Below are 16626 nucleotides of genomic sequence, written 5' to 3'. Positions count from 1 at the left end.
ATGGTCAACTTCCGCCCCATTCTGCTGGTCATAGGGTTAGTGTTATCTAAGCTTGCCCTATTTATGTATGTGCCAACACTGGTTGCATTCGTCACTGGTACAGATGGCTTTTTGGAATTTGGCCAATCCGTTTTGATTACTCACCTAATCGCCTTTGCGTGTCTTTCTGTGGGTCGAACTGCGCACTTTAGACTCAGTGTGCGGGATATGTTCCTCATAACATCCTTGGTGTGGACCATAGCGAGTGCCTTTGCGGCATTGCCGTTTGTGTTCATCAACCACATAAGCTTCACTGACGCCTATTTTGAGACCATGTCAGGCATTACAACCACAGGTTCAACAGTGCTCAGTGGGCTAGATAACATGGCGCCAAGCATCCTTCTTTGGCGCTCTACGTTGCAATGGCTCGGTGGTATTGGCTTTATTGTGATGGCTGTAGCTGTGCTACCTATGTTGAACGTCGGTGGTATGCGCCTGTTCCAGACCGAGTCTTCTGACTGGTCAGATAAAAGTAGCCCACGCGCTAAGACTGTCGCCAAGAATATTGTGTTGGTGTATCTGACACTGACTGCGCTGTGTTTTATTGCTTATCTGTTTACCGGGATGAGTGTGTTTGATGCCATTAACCACGCGTTTACCACCTTATCAACTGGTGGCTACTCGACCTCTGATGGCTCGATGAACCACTTCTCGAACTCAGCTCATTGGGTTGGTACCTTCTTCATGTTCTTGGGGGGCTTGCCCTTCTTGCTGTTTGTTTCAGCAATGAAGAAGCGTAAACTCGACGCTCTCGTGCATGATGCGCAAGTCAGAGGCTTTACCTATCTGTTTGTTGGATCCAGCTTGATGGTCGCTGCTTGGTTAGTCATTCGAGATGGTTACACCTTCCTTGATGCCATTCGTGTGTCAGCATTTAATATCGTCTCGGTTGTCACTACCACTGGATTTGGTTTAGAAGATTTCACAGCATGGGGGGCATTGCCAACCACCTTATTTGCCTTCTTAATGATGGCTGGAGCATGCTCAGGCTCAACCTCAGGTGGAATCAAGGTATTCCGATTCCAGATCGCTATCACCCTACTAAACAAACAGATGATGAAGCTTATTCACCCATCGGGGGTGTTCGTTCAACGCTACAATAAGCGCCCAGTGAATGATGATATCGTTCGCTCAGTGGTTGCGTTTGGCTTGATGTTCTTCATCACCATCATCGCTATTGCTGCCGGATTAAGCATTATGGGCCTCGATCCCATCACTAGCATCTCGGGGGCTATTACTGCGGTCGCGAATGTGGGCCCAGGAATGGGAAGCGTGATTGGTCCAACGGGTAACTTTGCCCCGCTGCCTGATGCTGCGAAATGGTTACTCAGCTTTGGAATGCTGATGGGCCGCCTAGAAATACTGACATTATTGGTACTGTTCTTCCCTGCTTTCTGGCGCCGTTAAACGGGCTTCACATACCAATAGATAGCGAAGAAATGACAGATACTGCCAGCCAGCACAAACACGTGCCAGATAGCATGGTTGTATGGGATTTTATCATTCACATAAAAGATAACCCCCAATGAGTAGACCACACCACCTAACGCGAGCAGCACTAACCCACCAACCTCCAAGCTAATTGCCAGTTGGTAAATCACGATCAGAGATAGCCATCCCATCAACAAATAAGTGACCAATGACAAGCGTTTGAAGCGATATACAAAAGCTATCTTCATCACAATACCCACCAGCGCAATCAACCAGATCACCGCCATCAAACCAACCGCGAGTGGTGTTCTCAAACTAACCAACATAAATGGCGTATAGCTACCCGCGATAAGTAGGTAGATCGCACAGTGGTCGAGGGTTTTAAATAAGCGCTTAGTCGAAGGATTTGGGATGGCATGATAGAGGGTAGAAGCGAGGAACAAGACAACAACACTGCTACCATAAATAGACATGCTGGTGATGGTTAATGCATCTGCGCCAGCAGCTAGCGACTTCATGACTAACAAAACCAAACCAACCATACCTAACACACAGCCAAGGGCATGTGTCAAAGTATTAGCGACCTCTTCATTAACGCTGTAAGCAGATTTTGCCTGTGACATGGTTCTACCTCCTATTGAATAGGAGGTAGTATTACACATTAAGCTTACACGTGTAAGCTTAAAATTAAGTTTATACTCTAGTTAGAATCGAGGGTCTTAATGTAAATGAATTAAGTCGTTGATTCCAAGAACTCTAATACCTGCTGACCTGCTTGATCTGGTTGGGTGTTAACAGGAATAGTCAATTGACGTTTTAGCTCCCCTAACCCCAGAAGGCTAGAAAGCATACCGCCAATACCACGCTGGCTACGATCGACCTCAAACCAAAGTTTTAGCTCAGACTCATCACGATACGCGACAATCTCTACCTCTCGCCAGCGACCATGATAAGGACCAGTAGTCGGCACAAATTCAAACTCTTGTACAAATGGCAAAGCAAAGCCTTTCGCCGCTTCACACTCCACCTGACGAATACGTAGTCCTTGCTCTTCCAATGCGGTTAATATTCCGTCCATCAAGGGATCGGGGCGCACGGTAAGAATATCTTTGTCACTAGGGTCAACCGCCAGTGAAATATCTAAGCTTGTATCGAGCCAGACTTTTGCATCACCAATCGTCACAGGCGTATTCCAAGGTACATCAAGGGTAACCTCAAACTCTCGTTCCTCACCCGAGTCGATGGTGAAGGCATAAGGCAACTGCCACTTAGAAAGTACGTAGCTCTTGTTAACGATCTTTTTGCGTCCAGAGTTACGATTGTCGTTATCCGCCGATACTTCTTCTTTATATTGGCAGCATAGCTTCACGTTGATGTTACCGATCTCTTGCGCCGTTGATCCACCATATACATGAATCACCACTTGTACCTGATCGCCAGGGTTCAGTATCTCTTGCTGGAGCACTGCATCAACCTTGGCTGAGCCAATCCCCAGGCTCGCTAGTGTTTTCTTAAAAAATGACATAACGGAAACTCCTTCTCACAACACCTTCATACTACCGTTAATACAAATAAAATCTCTAACCGAGTCAACATTTTAGTTTTTCACTGACTGACTAATTTATTAATTTGGCGGTGAAAAATACATCATATCTGTCGATCTCTGTTGTACGCAGTGCTACCCTAAATACTAGATATGCAATCATATCTATCTTCCTGATTCTCTATAGGATTGGCTATGCCAGAAGAGTGATTGGTGTTCCTACATCAGCTCATAGTGAATCAGGCCATTAAATTGGCAATGGAAATGCCTGACTGTTAGGTAACTCAATGCGTCCAATGACTGTCAGGTTCTCGCACTCGAATCGTGGTGCGTCTCGCCGTCGCAGCAACTTCGTTGCAGCACCGGTTAAAAAACAAGCGGCTCCTACAATGACATTAGTAGAAAAGGCAGCTCTAAGTAAGCCTTCTTCCGCTCAAGTTGTAAAAGCAGCATAACTAAAAAGCGCAGTCCTACTGCGCTTTTTTATTGCTTCGAATTCCCAGCGTTATTTGTTACTTTACTCCGATAAAACATTATAAAAACTATGGAGAAAGCCCAATGAAATGCCATCGCATTGAAGAACTGATCGAACTATTAGAGCCTGAGTGGCAAAAAGATCAAGACCTTAACCTGTTACAGATGATCGTCAAACTAGCAAACGAAGCCGGTTATGAAGGTAAGCTGGAAGATCTTACTGATGATGTGCTGATCTACCACCTTAAGATGCGTAACAGCGAAAAAGACGAAATGATCCCAGGTCTAAAGAAAGACCAAGAGGATGACTTTAAGACCGCGATTCTGCGTGCCCGCGGTATTATCGATTAATCGATACCTACTCAATACTCTTTTAAAGCGGCGTCAGCCGCTTTTTTCGTTTCACTGTTCGGCTAATTTATTACTCATCTGTACGGCTATTTGTTGTTAAAGGTTGATAGCGTTAAAGAAAATAGATTGTTATTACCGTTATAATCGCGCCCTATAATCGTGTAATGCGTAAAAATAACAATATAAGCAATGTCATCAGTGTGATTACACATCACACCGTCAGCCGAATGGAACCTCAACATGAGTCAGGACAAGATCGATATCAAGGATGTCACACCCAAGACGTTCAACCCCAAAACCCATAAAGGTAAAGGGGATAGATTCAACCCAAGTAATCGTATCTATGTGCGAGAAAGCAAAGGTACATTCCAAATGCTTCGTCGTTATGGCTCTTGGTTCTTACTTGCCCTATTCATTTTGACACCCTGGATTCCTTTTGGTGAACGCCAAGCTATCTTGCTTGATATAGGTAATCAGCAGTTTAACTTTTTCGGCACCACCCTTTATCCACAAGATCTCACTCTTCTTGCACTGCTGTTCATGATCGCGGCTTTTGGGCTGTTCTTCATTACCACCTTCTTAGGGCGCGTATGGTGTGGTTACCTATGCCCTCAGACCGTATGGACCTTCATGTACATCTGGTTTGAAGAAAAACTTGAAGGTTCAGCCAACAAGCGTCGTAAACAAGACTCGGGTAAACTCACCAGCCAGTTAATTATGCGCAAAGGGCTCAAGCACCTTGCCTGGATTGCTATTGCCCTGGTGACTGGCCTCACCTTTGTCGGATACTTCGTGCCAGTAAAATCTCTGTTCATCGACTTTTTCACGTTCGATACCAGTTTCTGGGTAAGCTTCTGGGTTCTATTCTTCGCCGGTTGTACTTACGCAAATGCTGGTTGGATGCGCTCTATCGTTTGTCTGCACATGTGCCCTTATGCACGATTCCAATCGGCAATGTTCGATAAAGACACCTTCATTGTTGGCTACGACACCAAACGCGGTGAAACACGCGGCCCTCGCTCACGCAAAGCCGATCATAAAGCACTTGGTTTGGGTGACTGTATCGACTGTGACCTGTGTGTTCAGGTATGTCCAACCGGTATCGATATTCGTGATGGCTTGCAATACGAATGCATCAACTGTGGTGCGTGTATTGATGCGTGTAACAAGACCATGGATCGTATGGGCTATGAGCAAGGGCTGATCAACTACACCACAGAACACAGACTGGCTGGCAACAGCACTAAAGTGATGCGTCCAAAGCTACTTGGCTATGGCGCAGTATTGTTAGTGATGATCGGCTTATTCTTTGCTCAAGTTGCTGCTGTTGACCCTGCAGGGCTGAGCGTCATTCGCGATAGAACCCAGTTATTTCGAGTGAACAGCTCGGGCGAGGTAGAGAACACCTACACGCTTAAGATCATCAACAAGACCCAGCAAACTCAAGAGTACAAACTCAATGTCAGTGGTTTGAGTGACGTCTCATGGTATGGCCGTCAAACAGTACAAGTGAAGCCAGGTGAAGTACTTAACTTACCAATGAGTTTAGGGGTTCAACCAGACGATATAGCCTCACCTGTTTCAACAATTCAGTTTATACTCACCACTAATGATGAGTTTACACTTGAGGTTGAGAGCCGTTTCATTAAACAGCTCTAACCAAAGCCACTAACGTAAGGAAAGGCTCATTACTCTATCTAGGTAACAGAGCCTTTTTTATTTATGACACAATCTACCTTTAATTTTGATGGGCTAACTCCTGACTTCATGTGGTATGCCCTTGAGAGCGTTGGCATTCGAGCAGAATCCGGCTTTCTCGCTCTTAATAGCTACGAAAATCGTGTTTATCAGTTTACGGATGAAGAACGTGCTCGATACGTAGTGAAGTTCTATCGACCAAACCGTTGGACCAAAGAACAGATTCTTGAGGAACATGAGTTCAGCCTAGAGTTGAATGAGCATGAGATCCCACTTGCTGCCCCTCTTGTTCTCAATGGCCAAACCCTGCACGAGTACCAAGACTATTGGTTTACGGTCTTTCCAAGTGTTGGCGGTCGCCAGTTTGAGGTTGATAACCTTGAACACCTTGAATGGGTTGGGCGCTTTTTAGGCCGTATTCATAAGGTAGGTAGTCAAAAATCGTTTACCTATCGACCAACCATAGGTATCGAGGAATATCTGCGCCAACCAAAACAGATCTTACAAAACTCTACTTTCATTCCAATGCACCTAGAGTCAGCATTCTTTAATGATCTCGATTTACTGATCAAAGCACTGGAGCAGCAATGGCCAGCCGATATCTCTTCAATCCGCCTTCATGGAGACTGTCACCCAGGTAATATCTTATGGCGTGATGGGCCTATGTTTGTCGATTTGGATGATGCGCGCAACGGCCCTGCAGTACAGGATTTATGGATGATGCTGAGTGGCGAGCGCCATGAAAAGCTGATTCAGCTTGATACGCTGCTTGAAGGGTATGATGAATATCATCAATTCAATCACAATGAATTGAAACTTATTGAGCCTTTACGCGGTCTACGCATGGTGCACTATATGGCATGGCTCGCAAAAAGATGGCAAGATCCAGCTTTCCCAATAGCATTTCCTTGGTTCGATGACCCGAAATACTGGGAAGGACAGGTCCTAGCTATTAAAGAGCAATTGGCCGCACTAGAAGAGTCACCACTGAGCCTATCACCCCAATGGTAAGTAGGTCGTGCTTCTCGATTTAAACATGGAGTAATATAAAACAATGAAAAAGCTATTCGCCCTATTTACAACACTGATGCTTAGCTTGAGTGTTCATGCCGCTGATTTCTCGGAAGGTACTCACTACCGCGTGCTCGATGTTCCAGCATCAAAAACGCCAACCGTAACTGAGTTTTTCTCATTCTACTGCCCACACTGTAATAGCTTTGAGCCAATTATTCAGCAGCTAAAAGCTCAGCTGCCAGACAATGCTAAGCTGGTAAAGAACCACGTTTCTTTCATGGGCGGCAACATGGGTAAGCCGATGAGTAAGGCATACGCAACGATGGTATCGCTTAAGATCGAAGACAAAATGGTACCTGTGCTATTCAACCGTATCCACACCCTACAACAGCCACCACGCAACGAAGAAGAACTGCGTCAGATCTTCCTAGACGAAGGTGTAGACGCGAAGAAGTTCGACTCTGCATATAAAGGTTTCGCCGTAGATTCAATGGTTCGTCGTTTTGACAAACAATTCAAAGACAGCGGCCTATCAGGCGTTCCAGCTGTTGTGGTTAACAACCGTTACCTAGTAGAAGCAAACGAAATCAAATCTCTAGATGAATACTTTGCTCTTGTTAACTACCTACTGACGCTTAAATAATCGCTATCGCGAATTAGTTCAATGAGTTACACAACAAAGGGAGCCGTTTGGCTCCCTTTGCTTTTTTAATTGTTCTAATCTTTGTGGTGAATCTGACTGAGCACTTCATCCTTATCTTGCCAGATATCTCCTAGCCATTGCTGGAACTGACGTTTGTAAGGCTTATCGTTAAAATAATCACCTCGGACGTTGTCATCAACAGGCAATACTCTCACCTTAACCACAATTTTAGTTAGGCGCCCCATCAACATATCTTTGAAAGGTTGATCGGTGTTCTTCGGATAGGCGAGTGTTACATCAATGATGTTCTCAAACTGGTCACCCATTGACGCCAGTGTATAGGCAATACCACCGGTCTTTGGCATCAATAGGTGTTGGTATCCAGCTTTACTACGGAGTTGCTTCTCTGTGGTAAAACGGGTCCCTTCCACATAGTTCACCACAGTCGTTGGAGTGTCTTTAAACTTGGCACAGGAGCGGCGAGTGGTTTCGAGGTCTTGTCCACGCTTCTCAGGATAACGAATCAGATATTCTCGTGAGTAACGGCGCATAAATGGCATATCCAACGCCCAACAAGCTAGGCCAACAAATGGCACGTACATCAGCTGTTGCTTAAGGAAGAATTTAGGCATTGGAATGCGATCTTTAAACACACTACACAACACCACAATATCCGACCAACTAAGATGATTACTGATCATCAAATACCAGCCATCCTTTTTGAGCCCTTCTAGCCCTTCAACCTGCCACTCAACACGATTAAAACCGTTAAGGATATAGGTATTTACTGTTGCCCACAGCCACATAAAACCATTTGCCCATCGTGTAGCCATCGCTTTTGCAGCCTGACCGGGTAGAACAATCTTCAGCAACGCCATCACGCAGATCAGTAAAGAGCATACTGCAGTATTTAGAATCACCAACGAAGCGACAAGAACTAGGGTCAAATATCCGAACATAAACCTAAAAAACAAACATGGGCAAAAAAACAGCGCATGATTATACAAATCTAGCCTGCGCTTGTAAGCCTCTGAACCGATGGTCTGATTTGTTTTGCTATCCAATTCAATCATTTCATTTAGTCGGCAAGCTAAATTGCTTGTTGAGTCAGTTGCTTAAGCAATCGGTCCATGGCTCTATAACCTAACGCTTCAGCTAGGTGTGACCGCTCGATATTTTGTTTTCCATCGAGGTCAGCAATGGTTCGAGCCACCTTAATAATTCGATGATATGCACGGATAGATAACCCTAATCGATGTAGTGCATTCTCCAAAAATTCCGCATCTGGTCTCTCTAACGGGCAATACTTGTCAACTTCTCGGCTACCCAACAACGCATTAACCTTATTGTTCCGTAGGAGCATAACCTCTCTTGCTTTGCTAACACGTGATTTCACTACCAAGGTGGACTCCCCTCTATCACCACCTTCGGTCAGTGTACCTTTCGGCAACGCTGGGATCTCTAAAGACATATCAAAGCGATCAAGTAATGGGCCAGAGAGTCGAGATAGGTAACGAAGTATGATCTGAGGATTAGTTCGCGCTTGGTTGCCCTCATAGTAACCCGTAGGGCTCGGATTTAGTGCTCCAACTAGCTGGAACCTTGCTGGGAATTTGGTCTTGCCTGCAGCCCTAGATATCACCACCTCGCCAGACTCCAGTGGCTCCCGCAACGAATCGAGTACCTTGCGTTCAAATTCGGGCATCTCATCGAGAAAGAGCAAGCCATTGTGCGACAACGAGATCTCCCCTGGCCTGGGGATTGAGCCCCCTCCAACCAACGCAGCCATTGAGCTAGAGTGATGAGGAGATCGAAATGGACGAAGCTTCCAGTTGTACTGATTAATCTCTTGCTGAGTCAAAGAGGCAACGGATGCAGTCTCCATCGCCTCTTCATCGGTCATTTCCGGTAATAAGTCACACAGGCGCGATGCCAACATGGTCTTACCTGTCCCCGGAGGGCCAAGAAACAACAGGTTGTGATTTCCTGCGGCGGCAATCTCTAGTGCCCGCTTTCCCTGTTGCTGACCAATAATATCCTGTAAGTCACGTTCATTATTGGACTCAACTTGTGAAGACGTCGATTGATGCAGCTGTAAAAGCTGTTGACCACATAATTCACTACACACCTCAAGCAATGATACAGCTGACTTATGGTACTCCTTACCCACCAAGGCAGCCTGATCGCCATTCGCGTGTGGCACGACTAAGTGGCGCTGTATCTTGTTTGCAGCCAGTGCGGCGGGTAACACTCCCTTCACCGATCGTAGCTCACCGTTTAAGGCAAGCTCACCAATGAACTCGTACAGGTCAAGTTTATCGATAGGGATCTGCTCTGAAGCAGCCAATATACCAAGAGCTATCGGCAGGTCGAAGCGACCCCCTTCTTTTGGTAGATCCGCTGGTGCTAAATTAACGGTGATCCGTTTTGCTGGAAACTCAAACCTCGAGTTGAGAATTGCGCTACGAACCCGATCCTTCGATTCCTTAACCGTGGTCTCCGGCAAACCCACCAGGGTAAAACCTGGCATTCCATTGCTTATATGAACTTCAACATCCACATGGGGAGCCTGAACACCGACACAGGCTCTACTATGAACAATCGCTAACCCCATTTCTAACTACCCTAACTGCTGTGAACTCATTTACGCTGAAAAGTGAACCACTTACTCATGTGAACTTGTTGTATAGCGTGGATAGATGCTGAGGAAATGTGAAAAAAGAATGACATTTTGCTTGTCAGATAACAGATTTGTGTGTTACCACTAGAGACGCAAACATTTTCGTATAATTTTTCACTAAAATTACGACATACATAAATAGAAAATAATGAAACTTATCGCCAAAGCATCAGCGCTGATTCTCCTTATTATTGTGGTCATTATTCCGACTGCACGGGGGGATGTGGGAGATAAGTAACCACAGATTTTAAAAACCCCCGCACCGAAAGGTCGGGGGTTTTTGTCATTTTAAGCTCAAGATTCATTGAAGAATCGAACAGGAAGAATGGGAGCACACGATGTGCCAAGTACACGGAACAAGCCAGCAAGGCAAAAAGGGGGCGGAATGACTGGAGCAGAGTTAGTCGTTGCAGCGTTAGCGCAACAAGGTATTAAACAAGTATTTGGTTACCCTGGCGGTGCCATCATGCCAATCTACGATGCATTATACGACGGTGGTGTAGAACACATCCTTTGCCGTCATGAGCAAGGTGCCGCGATGGCAGCAATTGGTATGGCACGAGCCTCTCAAGAAGTAGCTGTCTGTCTCGCAACTTCTGGCCCTGGTGCAACCAACCTTGTCACAGGCCTTGCCGATGCCTTCATGGACTCTATCCCATTGGTCGCAATCACAGGTCAGGTAGCCAGCACCCACATCGGTACCGACGCATTCCAAGAGATTGATGTGATTGGTATGTCGCTAGCGTGTACTAAGCACAGCTACCTAGTTACTGATATCAATGAGCTTGCACCCACTCTAGCGGAAGCATTTGAAGTAGCAAAAGCAGGCCGCCCAGGCCCAGTCATCGTTGATATCGCTAAAGATGTTCAACTTGCTCAAGCGCCTGTTGAAGAACTCCCGACGTTCCGTCCACCAGCAATCCCAGTTCCGACTCCTGAGAGCATCCGTCTAGCACAAGCCGTTCTGCGCGAGAGTAAACGCCCTGTATTTTACGTGGGTGGTGGTGTTCAATTGGCAAACGCAACAGAGTCTGTTCGTCAGTTCTTAGCTGACAACCCTATGCCTTCAGTCAGTACACTAAAAGGTCTAGGCACCATTGAGCGAAACGATCCTCACTACTTAGGTATGTTGGGTATGCACGGTACCAAGGCCGCTAACTTAGTCGTACAAGAGAGTGACCTACTGATTGTATGTGGCGCTCGTTTCGATGACCGTGTGACCGGTAAGTTAGATACTTTTGCACCGCATGCAAAAGTGATTCATATCGATATCGACGCGGCTGAATTCAACAAGCTTCGTCATGCGCATGCTGCTCTGCGCGGTGATATCCGTGAGATTCTTCCACAATTAAAACTAGAGCAAGAGATCACGCCTTGGGTTCACCACAGTGAGAGCCTACGTAGTGCATTCAAGTGGCGCTATGACCACCCAGGTGACCTCATCTTTGCTCCACTACTTTTAAAGCAGCTGTCGGACATGATGCCAGCTACTTCAATGGTCTCTACCGATGTTGGTCAACATCAGATGTGGACAGCTCAGCATATTCAGCCACGTGCGCCACAGAACTTCATCACCTCAGCAGGCCTTGGCACCATGGGCTTTGGTCTACCAGCAGCAATGGGTGCGGCGGTGGCTCGCCCTGATGACCAATCGATTCTTATCTCTGGCGATGGTTCATTCATGATGAACGTTCAAGAGCTAGGGACACTCAAGCGTCGTCAAATCCCAGTGAAGATGGTTTTACTTGATAATCAGCGCCTTGGCATGGTTCGCCAATGGCAGTCTCTGTTCTTCGACGGTCGCCACAGTGAAACCATCCTTGATGACAACCCTGACTTTGTCATGCTTGCTAAAGCCTTTGGCATTCCAGGTAAGGTGATCACTAAGAAAGAAGAAGTAGAACCAGCACTGAAAGAAATGCTAGAGAGTAAAACCGCTTATCTTCTCCATGTTCTCATTGATGAAGAAGAGAATGTTTGGCCACTCGTACCACCGGGTGCATCAAACAGTGATATGTTAGAGAACACTTAGGAGATGGTTTCATGGAAAGATATTTATTAGACATCAAAGCGGACGATAAGCCGGTACTTCTAGAGCGCGTATTGCGCGTAGTTCGTCACCGTGGATTTATCGTTAAGCAAGTGGCTGGCACTCAGAATCATGACAGCAAGATTGCCAGCGTAGAGATTATTGTCGATAGCGACCGACCAATCTCATTCTTAACTAATCAAATTGAAAAACTTTGGGACGTGATCAGTGTTGATGTTATCAAGATCAACAACAACGAACTCCCGAACAACAACCTACAACACAAAGTGAACGCATAAGGAAGACAGCGATGAGCAACAAGAGAACAGCAGATTACATTTGGTTTAATGGTGAAATGGTTCCTTGGGGTGAGGCCAATGTCCACGTCCTAACTCATGCGATGCACTACGGTACTTCTGTTTTTGAGGGTGTTCGTTGTTACAACACGCCCAAAGGCCCAGTGGTTTTTCGCCACCCAGAACACGCTAAGCGCCTAAAAGATTCAGCAAAAATCTATCGCTTCCCAATTCCGTACACGGAAGAAGAGATCATGGAAGCGACGCGTGAAACTCTGCGCCAAAACAAACTGGAATCGGCATACATTCGTCCACTTGGTTTCGTTGGCAATGTCGGCCTCGGTGTATGTCCACCTGAAGGCACGGAAATGGAGTTAATCATTGCTGCGTTCCCTTGGGGGTCATACCTAGGTGAAGAAGCTCTTGAGAATGGCGTAGATGCAATGATCTCAAGCTGGAACCGTGCAGCACCAAACACAATCCCTACAGCAGCTAAAGCTGGTGGTAACTACCTATCTTCACTACTGGTTGGTGGTGAAGCTCGACGCCACGGTTACGATGAAGGTATTGCACTAAGCGTTGATGGCTACCTATCGGAAGGTGCCGGTGAGAATATCTTTGTTGTTAAAGATGGCGTCATCACTACACCACCAGCCACGAGTGCGATCCTACCGGGTATCACACGCGACTCAATCATGACGCTAGCAAAAGACAGAGGCTATGAGGTTCGCGAAGCAAACATCGCTCGTGAAGCGCTTTACCTAGCAGACGAAGTCTTCATGACGGGTACAGCAGCAGAAATCGTCCCAGTTCGCTCTATCGACAAGATTGAAGTGGGCGAAGGCAAACGCGGCCCAATCACTAAGGTAATGCAAGAGCTTTACTTTGGCCTATTTAACGGCACCACTGAGGATAAGTGGGGCTGGTTAGATTACGTGTACCCAACAAGCGATTCAGCTGCAGAGAACCAAGCATAACGCACTGGCAAATAAGGAAGAAGTAAGATGCCTAAATATAGATCAGCAACCACAACTCATGGTCGTAACATGGCGGGTGCTCGTGCGTTATGGCGAGCAACGGGTGTTAAAGACGAAGACTTCGGCAAGCCAATCATTGCCGTTGTAAACTCATTCACTCAGTTCGTACCAGGACACGTTCACCTAAAAGATATGGGACAACTGGTAGCGCGCGAAATTGAGAAAGCAGGCGGTATCGCCAAAGAATTCAACACCATCGCGGTCGATGACGGTATCGCAATGGGTCATGGCGGTATGCTTTACTCGCTGCCATCACGTGAACTGATTGCCGACTCAGTGGAATACATGGTGAATGCTCACTGTGCCGATGCAATGGTATGTATCTCCAACTGTGACAAAATCACTCCGGGAATGCTGATGGCGTCAATGCGTCTTAATATCCCAGTGATCTTTGTGTCTGGTGGCCCAATGGAAGCGGGTAAAACCAAGCTTTCTGATCAGATCATCAAGCTCGATCTTGTTGATGCCATGATCCAAGGCGCTGACCCGAAAGTTTCCGACGAGCAAAGCGAGCAGATCGAACGCAGTGCCTGCCCTACTTGTGGCTCTTGCTCAGGTATGTTCACAGCAAACTCTATGAACTGTTTGACCGAAGCGCTAGGTCTCTCTCAGCCAGGTAACGGCTCTATGTTAGCGACTCACGCAGACCGTGAAGCACTATTCCTCAACGCAGGTCGTCGCATTGTTGAACTGACTCGTCGTTACTATGAGCAAGATGATGAATCTGCACTGCCACGCAATATCGCGACCTTTGATGCGTTTGAAAACGCAATGGCGCTGGATATCGCAATGGGTGGTTCAACCAACACCATCCTTCACCTATTAGCTGCAGCGCAAGAAGGCGAAGTAGACTTCGATATGGAAGATATCGACCGTCTATCTCGTCAGGTTCCTCACCTATGTAAGGTGGCACCATCAACTCAGAAATATCACATGGAAGACGTTCACCGCGCTGGTGGTGTGATGGCTATCCTTGGTGAACTAGACCGTGCTGGCCTATTGCACAATGAAGCGCGCACGGTACTAGGTCTTTCAATGAAAGAACAACTGGCACAATACGACATCATCCAAACCGAAGATGAAGAAGTGTTGAAGTTCTTCCGTGCAGGCCCTGCTGGAATCCGCACTACGCAAGCCTTCTCGCAAGATTGCCGCTGGGATCGTTTAGATGATGACCGCGTAGATGGTTGTATCCGCACCAAAGAAAATGCCTTTAGCCAAGAAGGTGGCCTAGCAGTACTGTCTGGTAACATTGCACTTGATGGCTGTATCGTTAAGACTGCGGGCGTTGATGAAAGCATTCTCAAGTTTACTGGCCCTGCCGTGGTATTTGAGAGCCAAGAAGATGCGGTAGATGGCATTTTAGGCGGCAAAGTGAAAGCCGGCGATGTGGTTATCATCCGCTACGAAGGCCCTAAAGGCGGCCCAGGCATGCAAGAAATGCTGTACCCAACGACATACCTGAAATCAATGGGACTGGGTAAAGAGTGCGCACTTCTTACTGATGGCCGTTTCTCCGGTGGTACATCGGGTCTATCGATTGGTCACGCATCTCCAGAGGCCGCAAACGGCGGAGCTATTGGTCTGGTAAAAGATGGCGATATCATCGCAATCGACATTCCAAACCGTAGCATCTCACTGGAAATCTCTGACGATGAAATGGCTGCACGCCGAGCAAAGCAAGACGAGCTCGGTTGGAAACCAGTCGATCGTCAACGCGAAGTATCCTTCGCACTGAAAGCCTACGCAAGCATGGCAACAAGTGCAGATAAGGGTGCTGTACGAGACAAATCTAAGCTAGAGGGCTAGCTTATGACCGAGACCCTATCAGCGAATAAGGGAACTCAATCTGGCGCAGATTATCTGCGCCAAATTCTTCGAGCTCCAGTCTATGAAGTAGCAACGGTCACTCCTCTTCAGGAGATGCCTCGCCTTTCTGAACGTATCAATAACCAAGTACAACTCAAACGAGAAGACCGTCAGCCTGTGCACTCATTTAAGCTACGTGGCGCCTATAACATGGTGTCGAGCTTATCAGATGAACAGAAGGCCGCGGGTGTTATCGCAGCCTCTGCAGGTAACCATGCGCAAGGTATGGCGCTCTCTGGCACTAAGCTAGGCATCAAAACAACCATAGTGATGCCTAAGACGACCCCTGATATCAAAGTTGAAGCGGTTCGTGGCTTTGGCGGTATTGTGGTACTGCATGGCAGCAACTTCGATGAAGCCAAAGCAGAAGCTGAGCGCTTGTCAGCAGAGCATGGTTATACCTTCGTACCTCCATTCGATCACCCATTGGTGATTGCAGGCCAAGGTACGATCGGGATGGAAATGCTGCAGCAAAATGGTCATCTCGACTATATTTTTGTACCGGTTGGCGGTGGCGGATTAGCCGCTGGTGTGGCGGTTCTCGTAAAGCAGTTAATGCCAGAGATCAAAGTGATTGCGGTTGAGCCAGAAGACTCATCTTGTCTGAAAGCTGCGCTCGATGCAGGTGAGCCAGTGGTACTCGATCAAGTCAGCATGTTTGCCGATGGTGTCGCAGTAAAACGCATTGGTGAAGAAACCTTCCGTCTTTGCCAAGAGTTCATTGATGGCCATATTGCAGTTTCAAGCGATGAGATCTGCGCTGCGGTCAAAGATATCTTTGAGGACACGCGAGCCATTGCTGAACCTTCGGGAGCTTTAGCATTAGCGGGGCTAAAGAAATTCGCCGAGCAGAACGCGCTAGAGGGCAAACAGTTGGGCACAGTGCTATCTGGTGCTAATACCAACTTCCATGGCTTACGCTACGTTTCAGAGCGCTGTGAGCTAGGTGAAAAACGTGAGGGCCTACTGGCTGTGACGATCCCAGAGCGTCAAGGTGCATTTTTCGAGTTTTGCCACATCATTGGTGGTCGAGCGGTGACAGAGTTTAACTACCGCTACAACGACGATGAGTTAGCAAACATCTTTGTTGGTGTACGCCTGCAAGGTGGTCAAGAAGAGCTGGATAACATCATTCATGACCTTCGCGAAGGTGGCTACCCGGTGGTAGACCTGTCTGATGATGAAATGGCGAAACTGCACGTACGCTACATGATTGGTGGTAAACCCTCTAAGCCATTAAAAGAGCGTTTGTACAGCTTCGAGTTTCCTGAATATCCAGGTGCGCTACTCAAGTTCCTAAGTACATTAGGTACACACTGGAATATCAGCCTGTTCAACTACCGTAATCACGGTGCCGATTATGGCCGCGTGCTCTGTGGATTTGAACTTGATGAAGCCGATTTAAGTCGCTTCTCAGCACATCTATTAGAGCTTGGTTATCAATGTAAAGATGAAACGGACAACCCGTCCTATCAATTCTTCTTATCTTAAAACTGATATCACCCCATAACAGATAACACGC

At 46.9% G+C, this 16626-nt stretch carries 15 protein-coding genes; 11 read left to right on the top strand and 4 right to left on the bottom strand.

What is annotated here, in order from left to right; all coding sequences use genetic code 11:
* Window positions 1–1446, top strand: coding sequence for a TrkH family potassium uptake protein (locus DPF91_RS20685; RefSeq protein WP_117236329.1), 1446 nt, complete (start codon window positions 1–3; stop codon window positions 1444–1446).
* Here DPF91_RS20685 and trhA read toward each other — a convergent pair.
* Together trhA and DPF91_RS20675 are read right to left on the bottom strand one after the other, a co-directional pair.
* Window positions 1443–2093, bottom strand: coding sequence for a PAQR family membrane homeostasis protein TrhA (gene trhA / locus DPF91_RS20680; RefSeq protein WP_117236328.1), 651 nt, complete (start codon window positions 2091–2093; stop codon window positions 1443–1445). The two genes, DPF91_RS20685 and trhA, sit on opposite strands and share 4 nt — an antisense overlap.
* A gap of 110 nt (window positions 2094–2203) precedes the next feature.
* Window positions 2204–2995, bottom strand: coding sequence for a sporulation protein (locus DPF91_RS20675; RefSeq protein ID WP_117236327.1), 792 nt, complete (start codon window positions 2993–2995; stop codon window positions 2204–2206).
* A 305-nt stretch (window positions 2996–3300) separates the two neighbouring features.
* Between DPF91_RS20675 and DPF91_RS22135 the strand changes: the two genes are divergently transcribed.
* The 5 genes from DPF91_RS22135 (at window position 3301) to DPF91_RS20655 (ending at window position 7193) form a co-directional block, all read left to right on the top strand.
* A complete protein-coding gene (locus tag DPF91_RS22135; RefSeq protein WP_164684255.1) occupies window positions 3301–3468 on the top strand; it encodes a hypothetical protein in 168 nt (55 codons plus the stop codon).
* Between the two features lie 103 nt (window positions 3469–3571).
* Entirely contained in the window at window positions 3572–3838 is a 267-nt protein-coding gene (locus tag DPF91_RS20670; protein ID WP_117236326.1) for a YihD family protein, read from the top strand.
* 240 nt (window positions 3839–4078) lie between these two features.
* A complete protein-coding gene (ccoG, locus tag DPF91_RS20665; protein ID WP_117236325.1) occupies window positions 4079–5497 on the top strand; it encodes a cytochrome c oxidase accessory protein CcoG in 1419 nt (472 codons plus the stop codon).
* A 63-nt stretch (window positions 5498–5560) separates the two neighbouring features.
* Entirely contained in the window at window positions 5561–6547 is a 987-nt protein-coding gene (locus DPF91_RS20660; RefSeq protein ID WP_117236324.1) for a serine/threonine protein kinase, read from the top strand.
* 43 nt (window positions 6548–6590) lie between these two features.
* Window positions 6591–7193: a thiol:disulfide interchange protein DsbA/DsbL gene (locus tag DPF91_RS20655; protein WP_117236323.1), complete on the top strand. Its 603-nt coding sequence runs from the start codon at window positions 6591–6593 to the stop codon at window positions 7191–7193.
* Between the two features lie 74 nt (window positions 7194–7267).
* Here DPF91_RS20655 and DPF91_RS20650 read toward each other — a convergent pair whose 3' ends face one another.
* Window positions 7268–8152 (bottom strand): acyltransferase, encoded by an 885-nt coding sequence (locus DPF91_RS20650; protein WP_117236322.1) that lies wholly within the window; start codon window positions 8150–8152, stop codon window positions 7268–7270.
* A 131-nt stretch (window positions 8153–8283) separates the two neighbouring features.
* Window positions 8284–9807, bottom strand: a complete 1524-nt coding sequence (locus DPF91_RS20645; RefSeq protein ID WP_117236321.1) for a YifB family Mg chelatase-like AAA ATPase — start codon at window positions 9805–9807, stop codon at window positions 8284–8286.
* A 451-nt stretch (window positions 9808–10258) separates the two neighbouring features.
* Here DPF91_RS20645 and ilvG point away from each other — a divergent pair, with 451 nt between their 5' ends.
* The 5 genes from ilvG to ilvA are packed head-to-tail and all read left to right on the top strand — an operon-like array spanning window position 10259 to window position 16595.
* A complete protein-coding gene (gene ilvG, locus DPF91_RS20640) occupies window positions 10259–11905 on the top strand; it encodes an acetolactate synthase 2 catalytic subunit (RefSeq protein WP_117236320.1) in 1647 nt (548 codons plus the stop codon).
* An 11-nt stretch (window positions 11906–11916) separates the two neighbouring features.
* Window positions 11917–12201 carry an acetolactate synthase 2 small subunit gene (ilvM, locus tag DPF91_RS20635; RefSeq protein ID WP_117236319.1) on the top strand — a complete coding sequence of 95 codons (285 nt, stop codon included), beginning with the start codon at window positions 11917–11919 and terminating at the stop codon, window positions 12199–12201.
* 11 nt (window positions 12202–12212) lie between these two features.
* On the top strand, window positions 12213–13175 hold the full coding sequence (gene ilvE, locus DPF91_RS20630; RefSeq protein ID WP_117236318.1) for a branched-chain-amino-acid transaminase: 963 nt from the start codon (window positions 12213–12215) through the stop codon (window positions 13173–13175).
* 27 nt (window positions 13176–13202) lie between these two features.
* Window positions 13203–15044: a dihydroxy-acid dehydratase gene (ilvD, locus tag DPF91_RS20625; RefSeq protein WP_117236317.1), complete on the top strand. Its 1842-nt coding sequence runs from the start codon at window positions 13203–13205 to the stop codon at window positions 15042–15044.
* Window positions 15045–15047: 3 nt separating this feature from the next.
* Window positions 15048–16595 carry a threonine ammonia-lyase, biosynthetic gene (gene ilvA / locus DPF91_RS20620; RefSeq protein ID WP_117236316.1) on the top strand — a complete coding sequence of 516 codons (1548 nt, stop codon included), beginning with the start codon at window positions 15048–15050 and terminating at the stop codon, window positions 16593–16595.
* Window positions 16596–16626 lie beyond the last annotated feature (31 nt).

Source organism: Vibrio maerlii, from assembly GCF_003415655.1.
GTDB lineage: Bacteria > Pseudomonadota > Gammaproteobacteria > Enterobacterales > Vibrionaceae > Vibrio > Vibrio maerlii.
The sequence above is the reverse complement of the archived record's forward strand: the minus strand, read 5'-3'. Positions and strand labels throughout refer to the sequence as shown.

Coding starts and splice junctions, on each gene's coding strand:
- DPF91_RS20685 (WP_117236329.1), top strand. CDS start 1: ATGGTCAACTTCCGCCCCATTCTGCTGGTCATAGGGTTAGTGTTATCT.
- DPF91_RS20675 (WP_117236327.1), bottom strand. CDS start 2,995: ATGTCATTTTTTAAGAAAACACTAGCGAGCCTGGGGATTGGCTCAGCC.
- DPF91_RS20655 (WP_117236323.1), top strand. CDS start 6,591: ATGAAAAAGCTATTCGCCCTATTTACAACACTGATGCTTAGCTTGAGT.
- ilvG (WP_117236320.1), top strand. CDS start 10,259: ATGACTGGAGCAGAGTTAGTCGTTGCAGCGTTAGCGCAACAAGGTATT.
- DPF91_RS20670 (WP_117236326.1), top strand. CDS start 3,572: ATGAAATGCCATCGCATTGAAGAACTGATCGAACTATTAGAGCCTGAG.
- ilvA (WP_117236316.1), top strand. CDS start 15,048: ATGACCGAGACCCTATCAGCGAATAAGGGAACTCAATCTGGCGCAGAT.
- ilvM (WP_117236319.1), top strand. CDS start 11,917: ATGGAAAGATATTTATTAGACATCAAAGCGGACGATAAGCCGGTACTT.
- DPF91_RS20645 (WP_117236321.1), bottom strand. CDS start 9,807: ATGGGGTTAGCGATTGTTCATAGTAGAGCCTGTGTCGGTGTTCAGGCT.
- ccoG (WP_117236325.1), top strand. CDS start 4,079: ATGAGTCAGGACAAGATCGATATCAAGGATGTCACACCCAAGACGTTC.
- ilvD (WP_117236317.1), top strand. CDS start 13,203: ATGCCTAAATATAGATCAGCAACCACAACTCATGGTCGTAACATGGCG.
- DPF91_RS20650 (WP_117236322.1), bottom strand. CDS start 8,152: ATGTTCGGATATTTGACCCTAGTTCTTGTCGCTTCGTTGGTGATTCTA.
- DPF91_RS22135 (WP_164684255.1), top strand. CDS start 3,301: ATGCGTCCAATGACTGTCAGGTTCTCGCACTCGAATCGTGGTGCGTCT.
- trhA (WP_117236328.1), bottom strand. CDS start 2,093: ATGTCACAGGCAAAATCTGCTTACAGCGTTAATGAAGAGGTCGCTAAT.
- ilvE (WP_117236318.1), top strand. CDS start 12,213: ATGAGCAACAAGAGAACAGCAGATTACATTTGGTTTAATGGTGAAATG.
- DPF91_RS20660 (WP_117236324.1), top strand. CDS start 5,561: ATGACACAATCTACCTTTAATTTTGATGGGCTAACTCCTGACTTCATG.